Origin of the sequence: Nocardioides endophyticus, from assembly GCF_039543845.1 — a bacterium.
In the GTDB taxonomy this organism is placed as follows: Bacteria; Actinomycetota; Actinomycetes; order Propionibacteriales; family Nocardioidaceae; genus Nocardioides; species Nocardioides endophyticus.
Map to the genome: position 1 here is coordinate 156,964 of NZ_BAABKN010000005.1, position 23,126 is coordinate 180,089.

The window sequence follows — 23,126 nt, forward strand, 5'->3', positions numbered from 1 at the left end:
CGATGCTCGTGCCCGGCACCTGCACGCCACCTGACCGGATCGCCCGCGCAGTCAGGTGAGGTGCAGGAAGCGCGCTCGACGCTGGGACCGTGATCACGACGACGACGGGACGCTGGCTGATCGGCGTCTGCCTGGCGCTGGGACTGCTGGTCGTCGCCCTGCCGATGGGGACCGGCGTCCCGTGGGCGAGCGCGTGGTCGGTGGTCGCCGCGGTACCGGCGCTGGAGCTCGTGGGGCTGGTAGGGCTGTGGGTGCTGGGGCTGCTGTCCCACACGATCACGCTCACGGCCGCGCTGCCGTCCCTGACACACCGCCGGGCGCTGACGCTCAGCCTCACCGGCAGCGCGGTCGCGAACGTCCTGCCGCTCGGGGGCGCCGCCGGCATCGCGCTGAACGGCCGCATGGCACGGACGTGGGGGTACGGCGCCGACCAGTTCGCCGCCTTCACCGTGATCACCAACGTCTGGGACGTGCTGACCAAGCTCGCGCTGCCACTGACCGTCGTACCCGCCATCGCACTCGTGACGGGCGTGTCGATGGGACCGGCCTTCGGGCCTGCGCTCCTCGGCTCCCTCGGGTTGGCATTCGTCTGCGGGGTCATCGTCGCCGTGCTGTCCCGGGCGTCGGCGGCCTCATGGATCGGGGGGTTGCTGGAGCGCTGTGTTCTCGGCCTTCTGCGGATCGTGCGCTCACCCCGACGCGTTCGCCTGCGCCCAGCCCTCATCGATCTGCAGGCGAGCTGCAGCGGCTTGGTCCGAACGCGGTGGATGCGGCTCAGCCTCGGCATGGTGCTGTACACGGCCCTGCTGTTCCTCCTGCTCTGGGCCTGCCTCGCGGTCACCGGCTCGGCGCTCGCGCCCGCGGTCGTGCTGGTGGGCTTCGCCGTCGAGCGGCTGCTGACCCTGGTAGGCCTGACTCCGGGCGGCGCGGGGGTCGTCGAGGTCGGGCTGACCGGTGCGCTCGTCGCGCTCGGCGGTGCTTCGGCCAGCATCGTCGCGGGAGTGCTCCTCTACCGGGCGCTCACCTACGGGCTGGAGATCCCGGTCGGCGGTGTGGGGCTGGCCGTCTGGCTCTGGCGCCGCCGCGGCGCCCGGGCCGGCCCCGTGACCGGCGGGGCGGTGGCGTGATGCGCATCGTCCACGTCAGCGACTGCTACCTCCCGCGCCTGGGCGGGATCGAGCTCCATGTGCGTGACCTCGTCCACCAGCAGCGCCTCGAGGGGCACGACACCCATGTCGTCACCTCGACGCCGGCATCGGCCGGGGTGGTCGACGAACGGTGGGTCCACCGGGTCGACGCCACGGCTGGTCCTCTCGGAGGTCTCGTACGCGCGGACGCCGGGCTTCGCCGGCTGCTCGAGGACCTCTCTCCCGACGTGGTGCACGTGCACGTCTCGGTGCTCTCGCCGTTCGCGACCACCGCGGCCCGTCGGGCCTCCTCGGCCGGTCTCCCGACGTTGGTGACGGTCCACTCGATGTGGTCGCGCCTGGGCCCGCTCCCGGGGGCGGCCCACGGCCTGCTCCGCCTCGGGTCCTGGCCGGTGGTGTGGTCGGCGGTCAGCGAACCCGCCGCCGCGCCGCTGCGCGCCATGCTCGGGTCCGACGTGCCGGTGCACGTGCTGGCCAACGCCGTCGAGCCCGGATCGTGGCGACCGCTCGTCCCTGCACCACCGCCGAGCGTCGCGACGATCGTCAGCGTGATGCGGATGACCCGCACGAAGCGCACCCTCCCGCTTGCACGGATCCTGCTCGACGTGCGATGTCGGGTCCCTGGCGTCGTGCCGCTGCGCGCGATCGTCGTCGGCGACGGGCCGCAGCGTCGCGCGCTCGAGCGGTTCCTGCGTCGGCACCGGATGGACGACTGGGTCGAGCTCCCCGGACGGCTCGAGCGCGAGGCGATCCGCCAGGTGCTGGCGGATGCCTCGGTCTTCGTGGCACCGGCCGAGCTGGAGTCGTTCGGCATCGCCGCGCTCGAGGCCCGGACCGCAGGTCTGCCCGTCGTCGCGAGCTCCCACAGTGGCGTGGTCGAGTTCATCGGGCACGACGTGGACGGTCTGCTGGGCGCGACCGACGACGCCCTGGCCGCTCAGCTCGCCCGGTTGGTCACCGATGCACCCCTCCGCGCGCGGATCGCACACCACAACGCGACGGTGCCGCCACGGCACGACTGGGTCGAGGCCTGTCGGCGCACCCAGGAGCTGTACGCCGAGGCGGCGTACGCCGTGCGCCCACGTCTCGCACGGCTGACGTCGGCGGTGGCGTGATGAGCGGGCCGCCCTTCACCGTCGTGTCGTTCCACGCCCACCCCGACGACGAGGCCCTGCTGACCGCGGGCACCCTCGCCCGGGCGGCGGCCGACGGGCACCGGGTCGTGCTCGTGGTCGCCACCGCCGGCGAGGCCGGTCTGGCGTCGCAGGCCGACCTCGCCGACCTGGCCGAGCGGCGCACCCGTGAGCTCGCGGCGTCCGCCTGCGCGCTCGGCGTGACCCGTGTGGAGGTGCTGGGCTACGCCGACTCGGGTTGGGGCGGGGCGGGCGCCGCCGCACCGACGTTCAGTGATCTGCCGCCGGATGAGGTCGCCGCGCGACTGGCGGACATCCTGCGGGCCGAGCACGCCGACGTCCTGACGACGTACGACGCCGCGGGTGGCTACGGGCACCCCGACCACGTGCAGGTCCACCGCGTCGGGCGGCTCGCGGCCGAGCTCGCCGGCACCCCGGTGGTGCTCGAGGCGACGCTCGACCGTGGGCTCATCGACCGCGTGGTGCGGGTCCTCCGTCAGCTGGGACGGGCGGTGCCGGTGCCCGAGCTGCCCGACACGAGCCGGGCGTTCACCGCCCGTGCCGACCTCACCCATGAGGTCGACGTGCGCGTCCACATCGACGCCAAGCTCGCTGCGCTGCGCGCCCACGTCTCGCAGACCGGTGGCGGGCCGCGCACCCTCGCCCTCCTGCTGCGGTTGCCCCGACCGCTGGCGCGACGCGTGCTCGGCCGCGAGTGGTTTCGCGAGCCCGGACGGAGTCCCGGGGGCGTGCTCGAGGACGACATCTTCGCCAGCCTGCGCTCGCAGGTTGTCTCGCGTCCCTGATCGGTCAGGTCCGTGGCAGGTTCGCGGAGCCACTGTCGCACCATGACCACCGCTGCCGGCCGCCGCTGCATCGTCGTCGTCCCGACCTACAACGAGGCGGAGAGCATCGAGGTGTTCCTGCACGAGGTGCTCGTGGCGACCACCGACCTCAACGCCGACGTCCTGGTCGTCGACGACAGCAGCCCCGACGGCACCGGTCTGCTTGTCCGGCGGGACCCGGCGTACGGCGGGCGGGTGCACCTGCTCTCCCGGACGGCGAAGGAGGGTCTCGGCGCGGCGTACCGGGCGGGGTTCGGGTGGGCACTGGCCCACGGCTACGACGCGATCGTCCAGGTGGATGCCGACGGCTCGCACCCGGTCGACCGCGTCCCGGCGATGCTCGCCGCGCTGGACCGGCACGAGCTCGTCATCGGCTCGCGCTACGTCGCCGGTGGTCGCGCCGCGAGCTGGGCGGCGAGCCGGCGGCTGCTGTCCAGCAGCGCGAACCGCTATGTCCGCATCGTCCTCGGGCTGCGCACCCACGATGCCACCGCGGGCTTCCGGGCCTGGCGGAGCGCGGCGTTGGTTGACCTCGGCATCCTCGCCACGGAGTCCAACGGCTACTGCTTCCAGATCGAGTGCACCTGGCACGCCGAGAGGGCGGGCGCGCGGATCCTCGAGCTGCCGATCACCTTCACCGAGCGCCGGGCCGGTGCGTCCAAGATGTCGGGCCGCGTCGCGCTCGAGGCCCTGCTCCGGGTCCTCCAGTGGCGGGCCCGCGAGCTCGCCGGTGGGACCCACGGCACGAGCGCGATCGGAGCGAGCGGTGCCGCCTGAGGCCAGGGCCACCGGGGTCCACCTCCCGCTGCCGAGTCGCGAGGTGCTGACGTTCCTGGCCGTGGGTGGTGCCGGGTACGTCATCGACGTACTCGCCTTCAACTGGCTGCGCAGCCAGCCGCCCACGGCGGCCCTGGACCCGGCGGTGTCGAAGGTGCTGGCCGTGTGCGTCGCAATGGTGGTGACCTACCTCGGCAACCGGCTGCTCACCTGGCGCGACCGCGCCGGCGACACCCGCCGCGAGGTCTTCCGGTTCGTCCTGCTCAACCTGGTCGGCCTCGGCATCGCCGTCGCCAGCCTCGTCGTCAGCCACGACGTCCTCGGCCTCACCAGCCCGCTGGCCGACAACATCTCGGCCAACGTCGTCGGCCTGGGGCTGGGCACCGCGTTCCGGTACTGGTCCTACAACAGCTTCGTGTTCACGGAGACGCCCGTCGACCCCGGGCCGGAGCGCCCGGTGGACGACCGGCACCGGGCGCGGGTGCCCGCATGACCTCCCTGCTGACGCACCCCGCTGCCTCCTCAGTTCCGTCGACGCACCTGCGCCGGTCGTGGGCGGTGCCCGCGATCGCGCTGGCCGCTGCACTGGTGTGGCTGCCGAACCTCGCCCGCCCACTCTCCTCCGACGAGGGGGGATTCCTCCTCGTCGCCTCGCAGTGGTCGCCCGGGACCTCGCTGTACGGCGACTACTGGGTGGACCGACCGCCGCTCCTCATCGGGATCTTCCAGCTGGCCGATCTCGGGGGCGGCCTGCTGGCGCTGCGGATCATCGGCCTGCTGGCCGTCGTGGCCTCGGTGCTGCTGGCCGCCCGGATCGGCCGGCTCGCGGCACCCGGCGTACGGCGCGCGCCCGTGCTGGTCGCAGCGACGGCAGCCGTGTTCATGACGACACCGCTCTTCGGTGCCAGCGAGGTCGACGGCGAGCTGCTCGCGGTCCCGTTCGTCCTGGCGAGCGTGCTGTGCACGCTGCAGGCGCTGCAGCGGCCGAACCGGTGGTGGTGGGCGGGTGCCGGTGTCGCCGCGATGGCGGCCGTCCTGGTGAAGCAGAGCATGGCCGACGGTTTCGTGCTGGCGGCGGTCGTGGTCGTCTGGCTGTCGACGCACCGGCGGGGGCGCGATGCCGTCGACGCGATCGCGTACGTCGGACTCGGGGCCGTGGTCTGCCTCGGGGTCGTGCTCGTCTGGGCTGCGACCCATGGCACCGGGCCGATCGGGCTTTGGCAGGCCGTGATCACGTTCCGGGCTCAGGCGGCCGCCGTGATCTCGGGCGAGGCGAACTCCGCGACGCCCGGCAGGGCCCTGACGCTGTCGACGTCGTTCCTCGCGAGCGGTGCGATCGTCATCGTGCTGCTGGGCCTCCTGCCCGGTCTGTCCCGCCGGGCCGGCGGTCCCGACGTCCGCCTGCTGGCCGCCGCCGTGCTCGGGTGGGAGGTCGTCGGGATCGCGTTCGGCGGCAGCTACTGGCTGCACTACCTGCTCGGCCTGGTCCCCGGGCTGGTGCTGGCCGCCAGCGTGGTCGCCGGGTCCAGTGCGGCCCGGGTCCGGTGGGCCGCCGCGTCCCTCGTGTACGCCACCACCGCCGCCGTTGTCGCGACGGTCGGCCTCGTCGTCCACGACACCGACGTCCCGTCCGATGTGGCCGTCGCCCGTTACCTCGCCGACCACAAGGCGGCCGGCGACTCCGGCGTGGTCGGGTTCGGCAACCCCGCCATCCTCGAGGCCGCGGGACTGGGCAGTCCCTACCCCCAGCTCTGGAGCCTCCCGGTCCGCGTGCTCGACCCCGGCCTCGCCGAGTTCACCCACGTCATCGGTGGACCGGACGCGCCGACCTGGGCCGTCGTCAACGGCGCGTCGCTCGCCACGTGGGGCGTGGACACGAGCCGTGCGCAGGCGGTGTTCGATCGGGAGTACCACCTGGACGATGTGATCGGCGACTACCGCGTCTACCACCTCCGATAGCCGGGTCAGGACAGAACGACGCAGGCGGCCGTCCAGCCGGTCAGCACCAGACCGAGCGTCCACGTCGCCGCGGTGAGCAGCGACGCGACGGCGTACGCCCCCGCAGTGTGAGTCTGCGCCAGCAGGCCGAGCGGGTCTCGCCGCGGAGCGGAGCCTCCGAGCCGTGCGACCTGGTCGCCCGCAACGGCGGCGGCGACCAGCCACAGCGCTGCAACCGGCGTGGACAGGTCGACGCCCTCGACGTACGTCGCGGCACCGACCGCGGCCACCAGGACGTCCGCCGCGGCGCCCCGGTGCAGCCCGATCCCGTGGTCGACCACCAGGGCGACCGCGACGACGAGGAGCGCCGTCGACTCGTAGGGCGCGATCATCCGGGGACGCTAGACGCAGACACCTGCCACGCACCTGACTGCAGACCCGGCTGCAGGCGGTCAGGTTGTCGGCAGCCCGGGCCGCACAGGATGCACGCCGTGATGACTACACGACTTGGTACCGGCCACCGTCAGATGCTCAACAAGGTGCCCGAGGTCACGGTGTTCTTCTGGATCATCAAGATCCTGTGCACCACGGTCGGCGAGAGCCTCGCCGACTACATCAACGAGACCCTCGGCTTCGGACTCACCAACACCACGATCCTCTTCAGCGTCGCCCTGATCGCCGCCCTGGTCGTGCAGTTCCGACTGGATGGCTACGTGCCCGGGCCTTACTGGCTCGCCGTCGTGCTGATCAGCGTGGTCGGCACCTTGCTGACCGACAACCTCACCGATGCTCGCGGGGTGCCGCTCTGGGTCAGCTCGACCGTCTTCGCAGTGCTGCTCGCGGGCGTCTTCACGCTCTGGTACGCCCGGGAGGGAACGCTCTCGATCCACTCGATCAACACGACCGCGCGCGAGAGCTGGTACTGGCTGGTCGTCCTGGTGACCTTCGCGTTCGGCACCGCGATCGGGGACTGGACGCTCGAGCTCACCGGCTGGTCGCCGGGCGCCTCGATCCTCATCTCCGCCAGCCTGATCACCGCCGTCCTAGTCGCCTGGAAGCTGGGCCTGAATCCCGTGCTGTCCTTCTGGCTCGCCTACATCCTGACCCGACCCCTCGGCGCCAACATCGGCGACTTCCTCTCCGCACCTCGCAGCGAAGGCGGCCTCGGACTCGGCACGCTGGTCACCAGCGTGCTCTTCCTCGCCGCCATCCTCGCCACCGTGATCTACCTGACCGTGAGCCGCGTGGACCGCACCGAGCTCAGGCACACCCGCGACGACGAACCAGCCCCCGACGCCCACCGGTGACGCAGTCCTCCCGCAGGTGCGACCAGCAGTCAGGAAGTCGGCAGGTGAGCGGATGCAGCATGCTCCACGAGCCGTCGGCAGCCCCCGACGTCTGAGCCCGACGTCGGGGGCTGCTGCGGCGAATACCGAAAGGACCGGCAATGCCCGAAGGCCGAGCCACGCGCGTCCTGGTCGTCACCGACCACGTCGAGCCGACCCCTGCCCTGCTGGAGGCCCTGCGCCGGCGTGGCGAAGGAGGTGAGGTGCAGTTCCGGCTGGTCGTGCTGAACCCCGCCCGTGCCGAGGTGCATCTCCTGCACCCCGAGCGCCACGACAAGGCGGCCGAGGCCGAGGTGACTCTGTACCGGGCCCTCCCCCGGATCAAGGAGGTGACCGGCTGCCGCGTGAACGGCTCCGTCTCAGTGCGCCACGACCCCATGGACGCGATCGAGTCGACCCTCGCCGACGAGCCCATCGACGAGATCATGCTCGCGCTTCCAGAACACCACCTCTCGACCTGGCTCCACCAGGACCTCGCCCACCGACTCAAGCACTGGGGTCTTCCGGTAAAGACCGTCCCCGCTGGCCCCAGGCAGACGCCCGGCTAGTCTTGCGAAACCAGAGCTTGTCGAGCACCGGACGTACTCGGAACGGCCGCCATGCACGCCTTTGCATCGATGTCACTCGACCGGCACCTCGAGTTGCAGCACGAACTGCGGTGCCTGACCAGCATCGAGACGCCGGCGACCTCAAGACGCGAGTTGCTCGGGCGACGGCTGACCCAGTGCGGACCGAACGGTCCGACCGAGCAGACACAGGCGACGAACGTCACGCTCAGCCGCCGAAGACCACATTCATGGCCGCTGTGTCGCCCACCGTCGCGGCACTGGTCTGATCGGACACGGAGACAGGCCAGGTTCAAACTCGACCTGGGATGCTCACCGCATCGGCGGCCGCTCAAGCCGGTTCGAAGCCCTGGACGTCGATGTTCTTCGGTTCCTACTCAGGGCCGACGCCGGATTCCACGGCGGTCGATGCTCGACGATGGTGACTGTCCGACCGCGCACGCGGTGCTCCACGCGTACCTTGTCCGTCACCTCTGGCGGAACCTGGTTCTCGCAGAACCTCCGAATGCGCGCGAGGTCGGTCTCCGGGACAGTCATGTGCCAAGAACCTGACGAGCCAGGACCTGCGATCGACGACCTGCCTGATGAACCTTCGTCCGCCTTCGACTGGACACCGTTGGTTCTTCACGATCCCGAGAATCTGACTCAGATCCTCTCTGCTGAAGGGCTTCCAGCCCTGTCTTCGAAGCGGCACGCATGCTACGAAGGTTCGTAGATGGGTCGCCCGTGGTCGGGCGACCCACGCGGCATTTCTAGGCGTCCGTTGGTTGTCGACGGACACCGTGGAGCCAGTGATCGCGGGTGGTCCGGGTGCGTGGCGGGGTGAAGTTCTATCGCGGTGCCGCTCGTGCGGCGCGTGCCTACGTAGAGCGCGATAGTTCCAGGGCCGACGACTACTACCTCGGTGAGGGCACCGGCGTCGCCGAGCGACTCACCGCGTCGCCGTCCGGTGTCGAGCGCGCGGGCTTGATGGACGGCGAAACGTATGAGCGGTGGGTCGCTGGGATCGACGTCGACACGGGCCTCAGGAAGGGTCGGGTCCGTGACGACGCGAATGCCCTGCGGTTCGTCGAGGTGGTGGTGAATGGCCCAAAGACCTGGTCGCTGGCGGCTGCGCTTCACCCGGACATCTCGGCGGCGTTGGACGCGGCGCAGGACAGGGCCGCTGCCGAGATCGTCGGCTGGGTGGCTCAGCATGCGACGACTCGGGTCGGGCCGCGCGGACGCCAGGTGCAAGTGCCGGTTGAGCGGATCGAGGCGGCCGTGATCAGGCACTACACGTCACGTGCCGGGGATCCCCACCGCCACCTCCACCTCCAAGTCAACGCCCGCGTCTACGCCGCCGGGGCATGGCGGGGTATCCACTCGGTCGGGATCCGCGACAGCATCGAGGCCATCAACGGAATCGGGCACGCCGCGGTGGCCACCGACCCGCAGTTCCGGGCGGTGCTCGCGGCGCACGGGTTTACGCTCGACCCGGCGACCCACGAGATCCAGGAGCTGGCCCCGTACGTGGGGGCGTTCAGCGCCCGGTCCGCGCAGATCTGCCGCAACGTCGACCGCTACGAGGCGACCTGGCGTGGCGAGCATCCCGGTGAGGAGCCCGGCCTGCGGCTGCGTGAGGCGTGGGACCAGTCGGCGTGGGCGCAGGCTCGTCCGGACAAGGTCGTCCCGACGGACGGCCGCGAGCTGGTGACTCGTTGGAACGAGGAGCTGCGCGAGCTCGGTTACGTTGAACGTGACGCGGCTGTTGTGTTGGCGGGGACGCGGCCGGGGTGGATCGATCGGGATGCCGCGGCCGACCTGGTCGTCGCGAGGCTCGGGGCAAAGCAGTCAGCGTGGAACACCGCCGACCTCCGCGGGAAGACCGAGGTCCTCCTCGCCGAGACCGGCCTGCTCGCCGACTCCGCCGTGCGGGGCGAGCTCGCCGAGGACATCGCCGCCCGAGCCGCCGACCGGTGCGTCCGGTTGCTGAACCAGCCCGATGTGCCTGAGCACGTCCGGTCCCTCACGTCGCCTCAAGTTCTGGAGGTGGAGGCCGATCTGATCGCCCGGCTCGCGCGCCGCTCGGAGAAGCCGGCGCGACGCGTCCGCGTCTGCGGGCGTGGGCTGGTCCGGATCGGCCCGACCCAGGCCGCCGTGGTCGGCGTCTTGGCCGCCGACGGGCCCCTGGTGGTGGTCGAAGGTGCCGCCGGGGCGGGCAAGACCACGGCCCTGCGGACCACGCAGGAGGTACTCGCCGGACAGGGGCACCGGCTGATGGTCGTGTCTCCGACGTTGAAGGCCGCGGAGGTCGCCGCCGACGAGACCGGCGCCGAAGGGCACTCCGCAGCGTGGATGGTCCACCAGCATGGGTGGCGCTGGGACGACGACGGGCACTGGACGCGTGAACCCAACCCCCGCTCGGACCCGTCGGCACGTCTTCGCCCCGGGGACCTGCTGCTGGTCGATGAGGCCGGGATGCTCGACCAGGACACCGCCCGCGCCCTGCTCACGGTCGCGGACGAGACAGGCGCCCGGGTCGCGCTCATCGGGGACCGGCACCAGCTCCCGGCCGTCGGTCGCGGCGGCGTGCTCGACCATGCCGTCGCGTGGGCGCACCCGAGCGCCGTGGTCACCCTGGACGCCGTGCACCGATTCGCCGACCCCGACTACGCCGCCCTGAGTCTGCGGATGCGCACCGGGGATGACCCGGGCGGTGTGTTCGACGCCCTGGTCCGCCGAGGCCGCGTCGTGGTCCACCCCTCCGAGGTCGAACGCACCGCGGCACTCGCAGAAGTTGGCGCGCGCGGTGACCTGGTCGTCGCGAGCACCCGCGAGCAGGTCGCCGAGCTCAACGCCACCATCCGCGACCACCACCACAAAGCCGATTGCGGCGAGGTCATCACCACTACCGCCGCCGGCGAACGGATTGGGCTGGGTGACCGGGTGGCGACCCGACACAACGACGCTGACCTGCAGGTCACGAACCGACAGACCTGGACTGTGGCCGGCATCGGCGACGATGGCGGCGTGGTGCTCCACGGCCACGGGCGGGATCGGGTGGTTCCGGCCGAGTACGCGCAGCGGTTCGTCGAGCTCGCCTACGCCACCACCGTCCACGGTGCCCAGGGCGACACCGTCGAGGCCGCGCACGTCCTGATCGGCGAGCACACCGGTGCCGCCGCCGCGTACGTCGCGATGACCCGGGGCCGACGGGCCAACACCGCGCATCTGGTCGCCGAGGACCTCGAGGATGCCAGGAGGCAGTGGGTCGAGGTGTTCAGTCGCGACCGTGCCGACCTCGGACCGGCGAACGCGCGGCACCAGGCCATCGACGCCATCGACCGCTACGGCCCCAATGCACGCCGCCCGGCTCCTCCGCCGCCGCCTGCACCGTCGAGGCACGGCCGCGGCCTGACCCTTTAATCCTCGGACCGGGGGCGGCGGCGCCGCCGCCTCTTCACCGGCAGTGGAACGCCGATCTCGTTCGCCATCCAGGCGTTGAACCTGCCCGGGTCATGCAGCGGCCCCTTCTGGGTGGCCGTGGTCGCGTCGATCAACGGCTGCCATCGCGTCCGGATCGCCTCGGGGAGGCTCATCCGTGCCCACGCCTGAATCAGCAGCACCCCATCGACCGCACCCTCGATCATCGGCGGCGCACCGTGTTGCAAGAGCAGCTCGTAGAAGCCGATCCGTTCGGTCTCCTCCGAGAGGTCCCAGATCCGGATGTCCTCGGACCAACTCGTGTGGACCTCGGCGGGGAAGACGTACTTCCAGCCCTGGACGCGCGCGAAGCACTCGGGGATCGGGACCGACCACAACCGGTCCGGCACACCGAACGTTCCGATATCCGGGTCCTCGACGAACTCCCAGAACACCGTCGGCTTCACGGCGAGCTCCGCGCCGGCGGCATCCAGCAGCCGCTCGACCACCTCCAACGTCGGAGACTTACGCCGTGACTCGTACTCCGAGACCGACGACTGCTGAGTCCGCGCGATCTCGGCCAGACGACGCTGCGACAATCCCGCCTTCCGGCGGGCCACCTCGATCACCGTCTTCGGCTCCACGCACTAAATATCGCCGATCATCGATTGGGAATCCATACCCACCTCATGGACAAGGCCGGAAACCACCGGCCGCGGCCCGCCCGGGTCGAATTCATCGAGGAGCATCACCATGACCGCATCACCTCTCAACCCCGACGAGCACCGCGTCGCCAGAAGCCCCGGCGACGAGGTGCTCACCCTCCAGGAAGCCTGCGCCTACCTCCGCGTCCCCGAAGGCACCCTCCGCTACTGGCGCCACCTCGGATGCGGACCCCGCAGCTTCAAGATCGGCCGCCACGTCCGCTACTGGCGCACCGACCTCACTTTCTGGCTCACCGACCAGACCAACCGTCCCCAGGACCGACGGTGACCGACGACAGCCGCCCGGTCCGGAAGGCAGGATGAGTCATGGCCAGCATCGAGAAGCGCATCCGTGACGGTCAGACGTCCTGGCGTGCGCACTACCGCACGCCCGCGGGGAACCAGCGCAACAAGACCTTCACCCGCAAGGTGGATGCCGAGCGCTTCCTCGCCGGAGTCGAGAACGCCAAGGTCGTGGGCACGTACGTCGACCCAGCACTCTCAAAGGTCACCGTCGGCGAGTGGGCACAGCGCTGGCTCGACGGCCAAGCGCACCTCAAGCCGACCACTCACTCCCGATACGCCGGAATCCTGAGCAAGCACATCCGCCCCAAGTGGGACCAGGTGAAGCTCGCCAACGTCTCGCACGGTGACGTGCAGGCCTGGATCACTGAACTGACAAGGCATCACTCCCCCGCGACCGTCCAGAAGATCCATCGGGTCCTCAGCCTGGTCCTCGACATGGCGGTCAAGGACGGCCGGCTCGCGCGCAACGTGGCGACCGGGGTCAATCTGCCGCGGGTCGGAAAGCACGAGCACCGCTACCTGACCCACGACCAGGTCGAGGATCTCGCAACAGGGACCGGTTACCCATCCGACGCGAGCAAGTTCAGCAGCCTCGACACCCGCGCCAACGAGACCTACCGACTCGTGGTGCTGTTCCTGGCCTACACGGGGGTCCGCTTCGGAGACATGGCGGCGCTCCGCGTCGCCCGGCTCGACGTGAGGCGCAACCGCGCGGTCATCGCCGAGTCCGTGACTCCGGTCCAAGGCCAAGGACTCGTCTGGGGCACACCCAAGACCCACCAGCGACGCGAGGTTCCGATCCCGCGCTTCCTCTCAGCCGAGCTCGCCGACCACATCGTCGGCAGGAAGCCCGACGACCTCGTGTTCGCCGGCATCCGCAACGGCCAGCCGCTACGGGTCAGCACCTTCCGTACGGCATTCAGCGCGGCCGCCCGAGCCATCGACGTACCGGACCTGTCCCCGCATAAGCTCCGGCACACGGCGGCGAGCCTGGCGATCGCGAGCGGCGCCGACGTCAAGGTCGTCCAGCAGATGCTCGGACACAGCTCGGCCACGATGACGCTGGACACCTACGGTCACCTCTTCGAGGACCGTCTCGACGAGGTCGGGGACGCGCTCGATCGGGCCCGCGAGGCCGCCCAGCAGCGGCGACGTCTGTTGCCCCGTGTTGCCCCAGTGTTGCCCGAAGCCGAATTCGGCCGAAATGCAGAAGAGGCCCTGTCCAGCGTTTTCGCTGGTCAGGGCCCCTTTTCTGACCTGTACCCCCGACCGGATTCGAACCGGCGCTACCGCCTTGAGAGGGCGGCGTGCTAGGCCGCTACACAACGGGGGCATGTCCTCGGGAGAGGCTCCCGAACAACCTGCGAAACTCTAGCCGTAGCTGTCGTGACGCACAAAATCGCCACCTCTGAGGTGGCGATCTTCGCTGGGATACTAGGACTCGAACCTAGAATAACTGGACCAGAACCAGTCGTGTTGCCAATTACACCATATCCCAATGGCCCCGATCAGCAGGGCCTTCGAGCCCGTCTCCGGGCGAGAAGAAACCTTACACGCGAGGTCTGGAGCCGACCAAAACGCCCGGCTCTGCTGGCGTTTCGGTGGCGGTCCGGACGCCCATCCGGCGGCCTACCCAGACCACGAGGCCGAGGAAGACCAGCGACTGGGTGAGGGTCACCGGGATCGTCCACCAGCTGTCGCCGGTCGGATTGAGCGTCGACGCCATGTCGCTGAAGGCCAGCGCGATGCCGAAGGCCAGCCAGTTGTTCAGGACGTGCATCGCGATGCCCGCCTCGAGGCCTCCGGTCAGGACGACGGCGAGGCCGGCCACGACGCCGAAGGCGAACCGGTCGAAGAAGACCGGCGCACTCTGGCTGCCGTGGGCGAGCGCGAAGAGCAGGGCCGGGAAGAGCACCGCGGCCCACGCCTTGCCGAAGACGTTGCCGAAGGCCTGGGTCAGGTAGCCGCGGAAGGCGTACTCCTCCCCTGCCGCCTGCAGCGGGGTGAGCAGCAGGATGACGAGCAGGTAGTCGCGGGTCGTGCTCGTGAACTCGTTGAGCTCCCCGCTCACCTGCACGTCCTCCGCGGACGCAGGCACCATCGCCGAGACGACCAGCGTCGCGAAGAGCGCGACGAAGGCGAGCCCGAAGCAGACCAGCATCCAGCTCCAGCGGATCCGCGGAGCGATCGACGCGAGCCAACCGGGACGGAGCCCGTGGAGCGCCCGAGTGAGCAGCCACGCAACCGGGATCGCGCAAGCCAGGGAGATGTTGAGGTAGGCGAGTCCGAGTGGGGTGGGATCGTCGAAGTCGAGGAGCTGGTTGAGGCCATCGGCCACGTCACGGCCAGCGAGCTCCAGCCCGATCGCGAACGGCACCTGGATGAGCAGCGGCACGACCAGCACGAAGGACACGACGAGCGCGCCGACGCCGAGGACCGGTCGCCACACGCCGGGCCGGCCGCCTCGTTGGACGAGGTGGTAGGGCAGGCCCTGCCCCAGATCCTCTGCCACGTCAGCCCTCGGCCATCTCAGCCCAGAGCGCTCTGCAGTCGACCCAACGAGCGCTCGCGGCCGAGCAGCTCCATCGACTCGAAGAGCGGCGGAGAGATCCGGCGGCCGGTGACGGCCACCCGGACCGGCCCGAAGGCGTTGCGCGGCTTGAGCCCCATGGCGTCGACGAGCTCGGCCTGGAGCGCGTCCTGGATCGCCGCGGTCGACCACTCGTGCAGGCCCTCGAGCTTGCCACGCGCCCGCGCGACGACGGCGCGCCCGTCGTCGTTCAGGAGCTTCTCGGCGTCCGCCTCGTCCACCGCGAACGACGCCTCGTCCACGAAGAGGAAGCCGAGCATGTCGACGGCCTCGGTGAGCTTGTTGATCCGCTCGGCGACCAGCGGCATCGCCTGCTCGAGCAGCTGCGCGTCCGCGTCACTGACCGGGTCGGAGACCACGCCAGCCGCCTTGAGGAAGGGCAGCGCGCGGTCGGTGACGTCCTCCACCGACAGCAGACGCATCTGGGCCGAGTTGATCGCGTCGGCCTTCTTGATGTCGAAACGGGCCGGGTTGGGGTTGACGTCGCCGATCTCGAAGGCCGCCACCATCTCCTCCATCGAGAAGACATCGCGGTCCGCAGCGATCGCCCAGCCCAGCAGGGCCAGGTAGTTGAGCAGTCCTTCGGGCAGGAAGCCCTGGTCGCGATAGGCGAGGGCATGCGCCTCGGGGTCGCGCTTCGACAGCTTCTTGTTGCCCTCGCCCATGACGAACGGCAGGTGGCCGAACTCCGGCATCACGGTGCCGATGCCGAGCTCGATCAGCGCGGCGTGCAGCGGGATCTGGCGCGGGGTGCTGGAGAGCAGGTCCTCGCCGCGCAGCACGTGGGTGATCCGCATCAGCGCGTCGTCGACCGGGTTGACCAGCGTGTAGAGCGGGTCGCCGTTGGCCCGGCACAGCGCGAAGTCGGGGACGAACTGCGTCTCGAACGTCACCTCGCCGCGGACCAGGTCGTTCCAGGTGATCGAGCCCTCGGGCATCCGGAACCGCACAACCGGCTTCCGCCCCTCGGCCTCGAACGCCGCCCGCTGCTCGGCCGAGAGATCGCGGCAGAAGCCGTCGTACCCCATCACCTTGGAGCCGGAGGCCTTGCGACGCGCGTCGACCTCCTCGGTGGTGCAGAAGCAGTCGTAGGTGTACGACGACGCGGCCAGCTTGGCCAGCGCGTCGGTGTAGAGGTCGCTGCGCTCGCTCTGGCGGTACGGCGCGTAGGGGCCGCCGACCTCGGGGCCCTCGTCCCAGTCGAGGCCGAGCCAGCGCATCAGGTCGAGGATCGCGTCGTACGACTCCTGGGTGCTGCGCTCCTTGTCGGTGTCCTCGATGCGGAAGACGAAGGTGCCACCGTGGTGACGCGCGAACGCCCAGTTGAAGAGCGCCGTCCGGACCAGGCCGACGTGCGGGCTCCCGGTCGGGCTGGGGGCCATGCGGACGCGGACCGGGGCGTTCATCGCTGTGCCACCTTGTTCGTGAGAGTGCCGAGACCGGCGATCGAGATCTCGACCTCGTCACCGACCTCCATGGGACCGACACCCTCGGGGGTGCCGGTGAGGATGACGTCGCCCGGGAGCAACGTCATGACGCTGGAGACGTGCGCGATCAGCGTGGGGATGTCGAAGATCAGGTCCTTGGTCGACCCGTCCTGCTTGAGGTCGCCGTTGAGGTAGGTCTGGACGGCGCGGCCCTCGGCGAAGTCGGCCGGGTCCAGGTCGGTCTCGACCCACGGCCCGAGCGGGCAGAACGAGTCGAAGCCCTTGGCCCGGGTGAACTGCACGTCGCCCTTCTGCAGGTCGCGCGCGGTGACGTCGTTGGCGATCGTGTAACCGTGGATGACGTCGGTCGCCTGCTCGGGCGGCACGTCGCGACAGATCCGCCCGATCACGACCGCGAGCTCGCCCTCGAAGTGCAGGTTCTTGGTCTGCGGCGGGTAGAAGATCGGGTCGCCGGGACCGACCACGCTGGTGTTGGGCTTGAGGAACATCAGCGGCTCGGTCGGGAGGTCGTTGCCCATCTCCGCCGCGTGCGCGGCGTAGTTGCGCCCGATGCCCACGACCTTGCTCCGCGGGAGGACCGGCGCCAGCAGGCGGACGTCCTCCAGCTTGAACTCCTGGTCGAGCAGCTTCACCCCGACGTACAGGGGGTCGCCCGCCAGGGCGACGACCACGCTCTCGGGGTCGGGCTGGCCGAACTGGTCGACCTCGCCGGTGACCACGCCGTACATCGGGTCTTCGCCCGTGGTGAATCTCGCGATACGCACGCACTGACCCTATCGACCCCGGTACTACGGGTAGTCGCCGCCGTTGATGGCGAAGAACTGCTCGAGGGTGTCGGTGTCGGTGCGGCGGAGCTCAGCGGCCAGCGGCCGCCCGACGTACCGCAGGTGCCAGGGCTCGGGCGAGTAGCCGGTGACGGCGGTGGAACCCGGTTGGTAGCGCACCACGAAGCCGTAGCGCCATGCGTTGCGCGCGAGCCACCGGCCGCCCGGCGTACGGGCGAAGCAGGCCTCGAAGTCGCAGCCCGGGCTCGCCGGGGTGACCAGGTCGGCGGCGAGCCCCGTCTGGTGCTCGCTGTGGCCGGGCCGGGCGGACACCCGGTCGGCCGCCGACTGACCGCTCGCGGCCACGATGTTGCCGTAGACGCTCGCCTGGTAGCCGTAGGAGCGGTAGGCGCTCGCGATCTTGAAGCCCAGACCGAGCCCGTCGCTGTCGGCGAGCAGGCGAGTCAGCGGCCCGGCCGCCGGGACGGCGACCTGGTAGCCGCGGACCAGCGAGATCGCCGGGCGGTAAGCGGCGTCGATCGGGTGCGTCTTGTTGATCACCACCCAGATGCTCGCGGGGTTGGTCGTCGAGTGGGCGGAGCGGTCGAAGGGCTGTGTGGTGCCGGGCTGGGGGTCCTCATGCCCCTCGGACCGAAGAGTCGCGACGGCCGCGGGCGTCGAGAGAGCTCCTTCCCCGACCGGCGCTGCGCCGACGCTCGCGCACCCCGTCGCGAGCAGGACAATGGCTGCGGCCACCCCGACGGACGTTCGCGTGTTACTCACATCTCGATGACCGGAGCGGAAGGCCCACAGGTTGCATGCAACCGAACGCATGCCGGCCCGGGTCAAGTGGGGTGAAAGGAGGCCAGATGCGCGATGAAGAACGATCAACCGAGTTCGTGGAGTTCACCCGCACCCACCGGCGGGACCTGATGCGGACCGCGGGGCTGCTCTGCGCGGGTGACGAGGCGCACGCCGAGGACCTCGTGCAGACGACACTGACCAAGCTCTACCTGTCCTGGGCGCGGGTACGACGCGCCGACAGCCCGCTCGCCTATGCCCGCACCAGCCTGACTCATCTGTTCATCGATGAGACCAAGCGTGCGCACCGACGGCGGGAGACCACGTCGGCCGATCCAACGCTGGCCCTGGCCAGGGAGCCGGTGCGTGCCGGGACCGATCTCGAGCTGAGGGAGGCCGTGCTCGCGGCCCTGCAGTCCCTCGGACCACGCCAGCGGGCGGTCGTGGTGCTCCGGCACTGGCTCGACCTCGACGTGGCCGAGACGGCCCACGTCCTCGGCTGCAGCACCGGCACCGTCAAGTCACAGAACGCCCGGGCACTCGCCCACCTGCGCACCGTCCTCGAGACCGCCGACCACCACCTCATCCTGGAGGAGTCACCATGACCGACCACGACCTCAAGCAGGCCCTGCACCTCGCGGCCTCGACCTCACGACACGCGCCCGACCCGGCCGACGACCTGGCCCGCGCCCGCGCGGCCGGCCAGGCTCGGTCGCGCCGCCGCGTCCGCGCCGGGCTCTCCGGCATCGCCGCCGTGGCCGTCCTCGGCATCGGCACCACCGCCGTCCTCACCGGGCAGGACTCGTCGGGCACACCCTCGGCAGGCAGCAGCTCCACGCCGCAGCCCTCCACCAAGGCCCCGGACGGCATCCAGCTCGTCGCCGAGACGCTCGATGCGTCGCCGTACACCTTCGACCTCACGCCGCAGGGGTGGGCGGTCCAGGGAGAGCACCCGTGGACGGTGACCATCGCGCCGACCGACGGCTCGGTCTCCGACCACCCCGACGACTTCGAGGGCAAGCTGGTGATCATGTTCGAGCCCCGCCCCCCCGGCGGCCGGGAGGTCGACGTGGACGGGCGTCGGTTCTGGATCACCGGCGACTCCGGCTACACGACGATCTCGACCTGGACGCTGCCGGGCGAGCCCGAGGGCGCGGTGCGGCTCCAGTACCCCAACGACACCGGCTGGGACGAGGACACGATGCTCGCGTTCACGGCCAGCGTGCACGTCGGTGACGGTGCCGAGTTCGGCGGCGGGTCGACGGAGCCGGACGGGATGCAGCCCCTGGACCAGGTGGGCGCGCAGCGCCCGAGTGAGCGACCTACCCTGGAACCATGAAGGTGCTGCCCCGGGCTGAGTGGACTGCCCGGGCGACCGCCCACGAGGTGCGGGTCGACGCGTTCGTCGCCCCGCACCTCGCTCGGCGCTCCGAGAGCGTGAAGCACCCGGTCCACGACTTCCTCTTCACCTACTACTCCCAACGCCCGGCACAGCTGCGCCGCTGGCACCCGGGGTACGGCGTCGCGCTGGCCGAGGCGCCGGAGTACGAGTCCCTCAAGGGTTACGGGGTCTCGACAGGCTCGACCACCGTCGATACGTCGTACGTCTCGTCCCAGCGCGTCCTGCTCACCACGCTGGCGCGACTGCTGCGGGCAACGGCCTCGAGACCCGCGAACTTCGGCTGCTTCGGCATGCACGAGTGGGCCATGGTCTACCGGCTCCCGGAGGACGAGACCCGCCATGCCGACCGGCCCCTGCGGCTCGGCCCGGCCGGCACCGACGAGGTCGTCGAGTCGCACCGGATCGCCTGCTCGCACTTCGACGCCTACCGCTTCTTCACCCCGTCGGCCGCGCCGCTGAACACGCTCTCTCCCACCTCGGCCGACCGTGCGGAGTTCGAGCAGCCGGCCTGCCTGCACGCCGGGATGGACCTCTACAAGGCATCATACAGACTTCTACCGATGATCTGCTCGGACCTCATGGCCGACTGCTTCGACCTGGCGGTCGAGATTCGCGAGCTCGACATGCGAGCGTCTCCGTACGACCTGAGTGGGCTGGGCTACTCCCCTGTTGAGATCGAAACTCCCGAGGGCAAGAAGGAGTACGCCGCGGCGCAGAAGGACTTCGCCGAGCGTGGAGGACTCCTGCGCCAGCAGCTGATCGATGAGTGCGATCGGCTGTTGTCCTGACCGAAGTCGGCAGACTGCTGCACACTCACAGCCATGTGGTCGACGCTCTGGCCGTTCATCGTCACGGCTCTCTTGACGCTCGGCGTGGCCTCGACGGTGCAGCTATACGTTGTGCCGCGCGTCGAGGCTCGCAAGCGACGCGAGGACCGCTGGGAGCGCGATGTCCGCGCGCTCGGCGAGTTGCTGACCTTCGAACAGAGTGCCGCAGCACAGGCGCTAAGCACCACGCTCTGGAAGGGTGCGTTCGTCAATAGGCCGGCCCTCGGGTGGCAAGCCGACAAAGTTGCGGAGGCCAAGAGCGACGTAGCCAAGGAACTGCGTGAGGCGCAGGCTGACTACAGGCGGGTTGGAGCACAGGTCGAGTGGCTGAGCGACCGCGTGGAGGGCCTTGGTGAGAATCTCGACGGACTAACCCCGTTCAAAGCCGCGCGCCGCGGCTATCAACTTCAGCAGATTGAGTTGACGGCCCTCATCCACGAGGTGTGGAACGGAAACGGCGGGATCGCGGCGCCTCCGACCATTGAACGAGTCGACTCGATCACTAGCAACGAACTGGTAGCCGTACGCGAACTCGTGAGCACGCTCAGCGCACTTGCAGACGGTCAGGCGCCTCGTCCAGCCGTGCCGGGACGGCTTCGAGGTCGCATACTTCCGTCCCGGCGCTAGCACTCGGGACGAATCTGCATGGAGGCCGCACTTAGGACGGAATTGCTCACTAGGGTGCCCCCGTGACCATCTTCGCCGTCGTCCTTGCGATTCTCAGTCTCGTCGTGTCTGCAATCTCTCTGACGTGGCAGGTCGTCCAGCACAACCTCAGCGGGGCGCGGGTCAAGGTCGAGCTACTACTTGGCGCCATGAGGGGCAGTCAGCTTGTTAGCGGGCCATTCCACACGGTCAGGCTCGAAGACCTGGCCGACCAAGGCTTCGATAGCTTCGTTGTCGTCGTCAGAGGTCGCAACCGCGGTCGGATGCCGGTTGACGTCACTGGATTTGACGTCGCGATCGACAGTGGCGCGTCCTTCGGCTTTCCGGGTTGGAACATCAACCCGACCCTGCCGCACCGTCTTGAGCCAGGGTCGTCTGCAACGTTCTGCATTCCGCTCGAGAACATCGACAAGCTCGTGCGAGTTTCGAATCAGACGCTGGGCTCCACGAGGCTCGTGCGAGGCCGGCTCGATCTCGGGACAGGGCAGACCGTTGTGAGCAAGAAGGTCGAATTTCCGCTGTAAGCCCAAGCTGCAAGCATCCCAGGCGCTTCCACAGGCCAGTCCCAGTGCCCCAATTGGGCCCTGTCACAGCGACTTGGTAACCGTGGCAGAATCCCGACTGCTAAGACTCCCCGGTGGGGGTCTCTGCCGGCTTCCGGGTCCTCCCCCACCCCCTACGTGAGGTCCCACTCCCGTTCTACGCGGGAGATCTCGTCAGCGAGGAAGTCTGTGACGTCCTGCGCCGACGCCAATTGACCGGCAACGTGTGGCTGGAGCGACAGGTACCACTCGGTCGTCATGTACGACGCAAAGTGCTCATGTTCATCGCCTCGACGCAGAGCCATCTCCCACGACGAGAGTCCGGCTCGCCACGTGCTCACGAGCGCGCGCCGATGCGTCAATCGCTCCCGCCGCTTCTCGATCCCCCACTGAGCCCAGGGCGCGGCAAGAGAACCTACTGCGCCAGCAATCACGCCGATGAGCGCGACCCAGATTGCATCCGTCATGGCGTGCAGCGTACGGATCAATCAACGCCGCAGGTGCGTTGCACGTAGTCGAGCTACCTCGGCAGCCAACTCTGGAGACACGGGCGGCGAAGCGGCGTGCTGTCTCAGAACGAACTCGCGCTCCTCCGGAGTGAGGGGCGCGAGTATGCGCTCACGGATCTCATCGTCAGTTGGCGTCATTCCGCGAGCGTAGGAACGTCCCCTGAGCGTGCGGTGGTCCAGGCCAGATTCTGATTGGTGTTGCAACACCGCATCGCCTCGTGCATGCTTTGTGTTGCAACACCAACGAAAGGATAATGACATGACCACCATGACCCCCCGTGAAGAATCGTTTGCGTGGGCGAGCGCCAACCGAGCCCGCCGAGGACTCGGACCGGTGACCGACGCCGAACACGAGGAGTGGCGACGCAAGAACTACGCGACTGGCCCGGAGGCAGAGGCTCAGGCCAGAATCGTGGCCGAACGGCTCGGAGTTCACTGGACAGAGGTACGGGTCGCTAAGCCCCGCCGCGCCGACCTCAAGAGACTGGGAGTGCCTGAGGAATGAGCCGACCCGATCCGCGCAAGGGTGTCGCGGGTAAGACCCATGACCGTGGCGCGAACCCCGTGCGCGGCGTTCGTGTCGACCTTGAGCTATGGGAGGCAGCCGCCGAGCGGGCTGCCGGCGACGGCATCAACCGCAACGCTGCGATCGTGGCGCTGCTGAGAGGCTACGTCGCAGGCTCCATCCACCTACCCAAGACGTAGCGGAGTTCGCGCACCTAACGTGGCTCTATGACCACCCAACCAGGCGGCATCCCGAGACGGAGTGTGACTAAGGACGAGTGGGTCGACTATCAGATGGCGACGCTGCCGCCACTAACCGCGGGCGTGCGCACTGAACTGGCTGCGCTCCTGCGCCCGCGAGGTTCAGGACTTGCGGAGAGTGGCCTCGTTGCCCAACTTGACCCCCCAGCCGACGAGGCCGACCAGTAGCGCCATGTTTCCTGCCCATGCTGCGAGGGCACCGAGTGCGGCCACGACCGCGCTACCCGTGTCGCCGGTGCCGACCTCCCCAGCCCCCGAGGTGACCAGTTCGGTTCCCGGCCATGCTGCGAATGCGACGACACCGCCAATGATCGACAGACCGATCCCTCCGAGGATGAGTTTCTTGAGGAGTTCCTGCGCGCTCTCGCGCATGTAGTCGACTGCCATGACGAACGTTCTAGCGGAGAACAGCCACGTCAGCCGGTAGAACGACGAAAGAGCCCCACTCAGCGCGTGGCTGAGTGGGGCTTCGTCTTTGCTTACCGCAGAGCGGCTGCCGCGCGGTTAGCGCGGCTCCGTGCTTGTCGACAGCGGTCGCTACAGGTCACGCGGCCACTATCCATGATCTGGTCGAGGTCCATAGGTTCCTCACACCAGCAACAGAGGCCGTCGAACAGGAGCATGTCCTCGTCTGGACTGGCGTG

26 protein-coding genes, 2 tRNA genes and 1 pseudogene are annotated in these 23,126 nt (G+C 69.5%); 18 read left to right on the top strand and 11 right to left on the bottom strand.

All coding sequences use genetic code 11. From position 1 onward, the window contains the following. Positions 1 to 89 precede the first annotated feature (89 nt). The 6 genes from ABEA33_RS03070 to ABEA33_RS03095 are packed head-to-tail and all read left to right on the top strand — an operon-like array spanning position 90 to position 5,862. Positions 90 to 1,127 carry a lysylphosphatidylglycerol synthase domain-containing protein gene (locus tag ABEA33_RS03070; protein WP_345525094.1) on the top strand — a complete coding sequence of 346 codons (1,038 nt, stop codon included), beginning with the start codon at positions 90 to 92 and terminating at the stop codon, positions 1,125 to 1,127. Further along, positions 1,127 to 2,263: a glycosyltransferase family 4 protein gene (locus ABEA33_RS03075; RefSeq protein ID WP_345525095.1), complete on the top strand. Its 1,137-nt coding sequence runs from the start codon at positions 1,127 to 1,129 to the stop codon at positions 2,261 to 2,263. The genes ABEA33_RS03070 and ABEA33_RS03075 overlap by 1 nt, the downstream gene beginning before the upstream one ends. Further along, on the top strand, positions 2,263 to 3,087 hold the full coding sequence (locus ABEA33_RS03080) for a PIG-L deacetylase family protein (RefSeq protein ID WP_345525096.1): 825 nt from the start codon (positions 2,263 to 2,265) through the stop codon (positions 3,085 to 3,087). Before ABEA33_RS03075 ends, ABEA33_RS03080 begins: the two co-directional genes overlap by 1 nt. A gap of 42 nt (positions 3,088 to 3,129) precedes the next feature. Continuing rightward, positions 3,130 to 3,903 (top strand): polyprenol monophosphomannose synthase, encoded by a 774-nt coding sequence (locus tag ABEA33_RS03085; RefSeq protein ID WP_345525097.1) that lies wholly within the window; start codon positions 3,130 to 3,132, stop codon positions 3,901 to 3,903. Then, positions 3,893 to 4,396 (top strand): GtrA family protein, encoded by a 504-nt coding sequence (locus ABEA33_RS03090; RefSeq protein WP_345525098.1) that lies wholly within the window; start codon positions 3,893 to 3,895, stop codon positions 4,394 to 4,396. Before ABEA33_RS03085 ends, ABEA33_RS03090 begins: the two co-directional genes overlap by 11 nt. Further along, complete coding sequence (locus ABEA33_RS03095; RefSeq protein WP_345525099.1) at positions 4,393 to 5,862, top strand: glycosyltransferase family 39 protein; 1,470 nt, start codon at positions 4,393 to 4,395, stop codon at positions 5,860 to 5,862. Before ABEA33_RS03090 ends, ABEA33_RS03095 begins: the two co-directional genes overlap by 4 nt. Positions 5,863 to 5,867: 5 nt before the next feature. On the opposite strand, the gene ABEA33_RS03100 is transcribed toward ABEA33_RS03095, so the two are convergent. Further along, the gene (locus ABEA33_RS03100; protein WP_345525100.1) at positions 5,868 to 6,233 is read right to left on the bottom strand and encodes a hypothetical protein; all 366 of its coding nucleotides are present in this window, start codon (positions 6,231 to 6,233) and stop codon (positions 5,868 to 5,870) included. A gap of 102 nt (positions 6,234 to 6,335) precedes the next feature. Between ABEA33_RS03100 and ABEA33_RS03105 the strand changes: the two genes are divergently transcribed. Both ABEA33_RS03105 and ABEA33_RS03110 read left to right on the top strand, forming a co-directional pair. Next, positions 6,336 to 7,148, top strand: coding sequence for a COG4705 family protein (locus ABEA33_RS03105; RefSeq protein WP_345525101.1), 813 nt, complete (start codon positions 6,336 to 6,338; stop codon positions 7,146 to 7,148). Between the two features lie 140 nt (positions 7,149 to 7,288). Then, entirely contained in the window at positions 7,289 to 7,735 is a 447-nt protein-coding gene (locus ABEA33_RS03110; protein ID WP_345525102.1) for a hypothetical protein, read from the top strand. 330 nt (positions 7,736 to 8,065) lie between these two features. Here the strand turns inward: ABEA33_RS03110 and ABEA33_RS27575 are convergent, their stop codons facing one another. After that, complete coding sequence (locus tag ABEA33_RS27575) at positions 8,066 to 8,290, bottom strand: DUF3024 domain-containing protein (RefSeq protein ID WP_486348355.1); 225 nt, start codon at positions 8,288 to 8,290, stop codon at positions 8,066 to 8,068. A 285-nt stretch (positions 8,291 to 8,575) separates the two neighbouring features. Between ABEA33_RS27575 and mobF the strand changes: the two genes are divergently transcribed. Further along, the gene (mobF, locus tag ABEA33_RS03115) at positions 8,576 to 11,161 is read left to right on the top strand and encodes a MobF family relaxase (RefSeq protein ID WP_345525103.1); all 2,586 of its coding nucleotides are present in this window, start codon (positions 8,576 to 8,578) and stop codon (positions 11,159 to 11,161) included. Here mobF and ABEA33_RS03120 read toward each other — a convergent pair. Further along, positions 11,158 to 11,802, bottom strand: a complete 645-nt coding sequence (locus ABEA33_RS03120; RefSeq protein ID WP_345525104.1) for a helix-turn-helix domain-containing protein — start codon at positions 11,800 to 11,802, stop codon at positions 11,158 to 11,160. The genes mobF and ABEA33_RS03120 overlap by 4 nt on opposite strands. 109 nt (positions 11,803 to 11,911) lie before the next feature. On the opposite strand from ABEA33_RS03120, the gene ABEA33_RS03125 reads away from it, so the two are divergent. Beyond that, positions 11,912 to 12,151, top strand: coding sequence for a helix-turn-helix transcriptional regulator (locus tag ABEA33_RS03125; protein WP_345525105.1), 240 nt, complete (start codon positions 11,912 to 11,914; stop codon positions 12,149 to 12,151). A gap of 38 nt (positions 12,152 to 12,189) precedes the next feature. Beyond that, positions 12,190 to 13,242 (top strand): annotated as a pseudogene (locus ABEA33_RS27350) (tyrosine-type recombinase/integrase); the annotation flags it as partial. A gap of 186 nt (positions 13,243 to 13,428) precedes the next feature. Here ABEA33_RS27350 and ABEA33_RS03130 read toward each other — a convergent pair. From ABEA33_RS03130 to ABEA33_RS03155, 6 genes are all read right to left on the bottom strand, one after another. Further along, a tRNA-Glu gene (locus ABEA33_RS03130) sits at positions 13,429 to 13,501 on the bottom strand. Between the two features lie 93 nt (positions 13,502 to 13,594). Next, positions 13,595 to 13,666 (bottom strand) — tRNA-Gln (locus tag ABEA33_RS03135). Between the two features lie 51 nt (positions 13,667 to 13,717). Continuing rightward, the gene (locus ABEA33_RS03140; RefSeq protein ID WP_345525106.1) at positions 13,718 to 14,680 is read right to left on the bottom strand and encodes a CPBP family intramembrane glutamic endopeptidase; all 963 of its coding nucleotides are present in this window, start codon (positions 14,678 to 14,680) and stop codon (positions 13,718 to 13,720) included. A gap of 17 nt (positions 14,681 to 14,697) precedes the next feature. Next, positions 14,698 to 16,164, bottom strand: coding sequence for a glutamate--tRNA ligase (gltX, locus tag ABEA33_RS03145; RefSeq protein WP_345525107.1), 1,467 nt, complete (start codon positions 16,162 to 16,164; stop codon positions 14,698 to 14,700). Next, a complete protein-coding gene (locus tag ABEA33_RS03150) occupies positions 16,161 to 16,970 on the bottom strand; it encodes a fumarylacetoacetate hydrolase family protein (protein WP_345525108.1) in 810 nt (269 codons plus the stop codon). Before ABEA33_RS03150 ends, gltX begins: the two co-directional genes overlap by 4 nt. 24 nt (positions 16,971 to 16,994) lie before the next feature. Next, complete coding sequence (locus ABEA33_RS03155) at positions 16,995 to 17,726, bottom strand: M15 family metallopeptidase (protein WP_345525109.1); 732 nt, start codon at positions 17,724 to 17,726, stop codon at positions 16,995 to 16,997. 113 nt (positions 17,727 to 17,839) lie between these two features. Here ABEA33_RS03155 and ABEA33_RS03160 point away from each other — a divergent pair, with 113 nt between their 5' ends. The 5 genes from ABEA33_RS03160 (at position 17,840) to ABEA33_RS03180 (ending at position 21,190) form a co-directional block, all read left to right on the top strand. Continuing rightward, the gene (locus ABEA33_RS03160; RefSeq protein ID WP_345525110.1) at positions 17,840 to 18,376 is read left to right on the top strand and encodes a SigE family RNA polymerase sigma factor; all 537 of its coding nucleotides are present in this window, start codon (positions 17,840 to 17,842) and stop codon (positions 18,374 to 18,376) included. Further along, positions 18,373 to 19,110, top strand: a complete 738-nt coding sequence (locus ABEA33_RS03165) for a hypothetical protein (protein ID WP_345525111.1) — start codon at positions 18,373 to 18,375, stop codon at positions 19,108 to 19,110. Before ABEA33_RS03160 ends, ABEA33_RS03165 begins: the two co-directional genes overlap by 4 nt. Further along, positions 19,107 to 19,961: a 3-methyladenine DNA glycosylase gene (locus ABEA33_RS03170; protein WP_345525112.1), complete on the top strand. Its 855-nt coding sequence runs from the start codon at positions 19,107 to 19,109 to the stop codon at positions 19,959 to 19,961. Before ABEA33_RS03165 ends, ABEA33_RS03170 begins: the two co-directional genes overlap by 4 nt. A 33-nt stretch (positions 19,962 to 19,994) precedes the next feature. Then, on the top strand, positions 19,995 to 20,627 hold the full coding sequence (locus ABEA33_RS03175; RefSeq protein WP_345525113.1) for a hypothetical protein: 633 nt from the start codon (positions 19,995 to 19,997) through the stop codon (positions 20,625 to 20,627). 62 nt (positions 20,628 to 20,689) lie between these two features. Continuing rightward, a complete protein-coding gene (locus ABEA33_RS03180; RefSeq protein WP_345525114.1) occupies positions 20,690 to 21,190 on the top strand; it encodes a hypothetical protein in 501 nt (166 codons plus the stop codon). A gap of 152 nt (positions 21,191 to 21,342) precedes the next feature. On the opposite strand, the gene ABEA33_RS03185 is transcribed toward ABEA33_RS03180, so the two are convergent. Further along, positions 21,343 to 21,675: a hypothetical protein gene (locus ABEA33_RS03185; protein ID WP_345525115.1), complete on the bottom strand. Its 333-nt coding sequence runs from the start codon at positions 21,673 to 21,675 to the stop codon at positions 21,343 to 21,345. A 301-nt stretch (positions 21,676 to 21,976) separates the two neighbouring features. Between ABEA33_RS03185 and ABEA33_RS03190 the strand changes: the two genes are divergently transcribed. After that, entirely contained in the window at positions 21,977 to 22,222 is a 246-nt protein-coding gene (locus tag ABEA33_RS03190; RefSeq protein WP_345525117.1) for a hypothetical protein, read from the top strand. Further along, a complete protein-coding gene (locus ABEA33_RS03195) occupies positions 22,219 to 22,422 on the top strand; it encodes a hypothetical protein (RefSeq protein ID WP_345525119.1) in 204 nt (67 codons plus the stop codon). The genes ABEA33_RS03190 and ABEA33_RS03195 overlap by 4 nt, the downstream gene beginning before the upstream one ends. A 162-nt stretch (positions 22,423 to 22,584) precedes the next feature. Here ABEA33_RS03195 and ABEA33_RS03200 read toward each other — a convergent pair whose 3' ends face one another. Continuing rightward, positions 22,585 to 22,869, bottom strand: coding sequence for a hypothetical protein (locus tag ABEA33_RS03200; protein WP_345525121.1), 285 nt, complete (start codon positions 22,867 to 22,869; stop codon positions 22,585 to 22,587). Between the last annotated feature and the right edge of the window lie 257 nt (positions 22,870 to 23,126).

What these genes read in the sequence shown, in the direction of transcription:
- ABEA33_RS03075 (WP_345525095.1), top strand. Translation starts at nt 1,127, where the DNA reads ATGCGCATCGTCCACGTCAGCGACTGCTACCTCCCGCGCCTGGGCGGG.
- ABEA33_RS03080 (WP_345525096.1), top strand. Translation starts at nt 2,263, where the DNA reads ATGAGCGGGCCGCCCTTCACCGTCGTGTCGTTCCACGCCCACCCCGAC.
- ABEA33_RS03085 (WP_345525097.1), top strand. Translation starts at nt 3,130, where the DNA reads ATGACCACCGCTGCCGGCCGCCGCTGCATCGTCGTCGTCCCGACCTAC.
- ABEA33_RS03095 (WP_345525099.1), top strand. Translation starts at nt 4,393, where the DNA reads ATGACCTCCCTGCTGACGCACCCCGCTGCCTCCTCAGTTCCGTCGACG.
- ABEA33_RS03100 (WP_345525100.1), bottom strand. Translation starts at nt 6,233, where the DNA reads ATGATCGCGCCCTACGAGTCGACGGCGCTCCTCGTCGTCGCGGTCGCC.
- ABEA33_RS03105 (WP_345525101.1), top strand. Translation starts at nt 6,336, where the DNA reads ATGACTACACGACTTGGTACCGGCCACCGTCAGATGCTCAACAAGGTG.
- ABEA33_RS03110 (WP_345525102.1), top strand. Translation starts at nt 7,289, where the DNA reads ATGCCCGAAGGCCGAGCCACGCGCGTCCTGGTCGTCACCGACCACGTC.
- ABEA33_RS27575 (WP_486348355.1), bottom strand. Translation starts at nt 8,290, where the DNA reads ATGACTGTCCCGGAGACCGACCTCGCGCGCATTCGGAGGTTCTGCGAG.
- ABEA33_RS03125 (WP_345525105.1), top strand. Translation starts at nt 11,912, where the DNA reads ATGACCGCATCACCTCTCAACCCCGACGAGCACCGCGTCGCCAGAAGC.
- gltX (WP_345525107.1), bottom strand. Translation starts at nt 16,164, where the DNA reads ATGAACGCCCCGGTCCGCGTCCGCATGGCCCCCAGCCCGACCGGGAGC.
- ABEA33_RS03160 (WP_345525110.1), top strand. Translation starts at nt 17,840, where the DNA reads ATGCGCGATGAAGAACGATCAACCGAGTTCGTGGAGTTCACCCGCACC.
- ABEA33_RS03165 (WP_345525111.1), top strand. Translation starts at nt 18,373, where the DNA reads ATGACCGACCACGACCTCAAGCAGGCCCTGCACCTCGCGGCCTCGACC.
- ABEA33_RS03170 (WP_345525112.1), top strand. Translation starts at nt 19,107, where the DNA reads ATGAAGGTGCTGCCCCGGGCTGAGTGGACTGCCCGGGCGACCGCCCAC.
- ABEA33_RS03175 (WP_345525113.1), top strand. Translation starts at nt 19,995, where the DNA reads ATGTGGTCGACGCTCTGGCCGTTCATCGTCACGGCTCTCTTGACGCTC.
- ABEA33_RS03185 (WP_345525115.1), bottom strand. Translation starts at nt 21,675, where the DNA reads ATGACGGATGCAATCTGGGTCGCGCTCATCGGCGTGATTGCTGGCGCA.
- ABEA33_RS03190 (WP_345525117.1), top strand. Translation starts at nt 21,977, where the DNA reads ATGACCACCATGACCCCCCGTGAAGAATCGTTTGCGTGGGCGAGCGCC.
- ABEA33_RS03195 (WP_345525119.1), top strand. Translation starts at nt 22,219, where the DNA reads ATGAGCCGACCCGATCCGCGCAAGGGTGTCGCGGGTAAGACCCATGAC.
- ABEA33_RS03200 (WP_345525121.1), bottom strand. Translation starts at nt 22,869, where the DNA reads ATGGCAGTCGACTACATGCGCGAGAGCGCGCAGGAACTCCTCAAGAAA.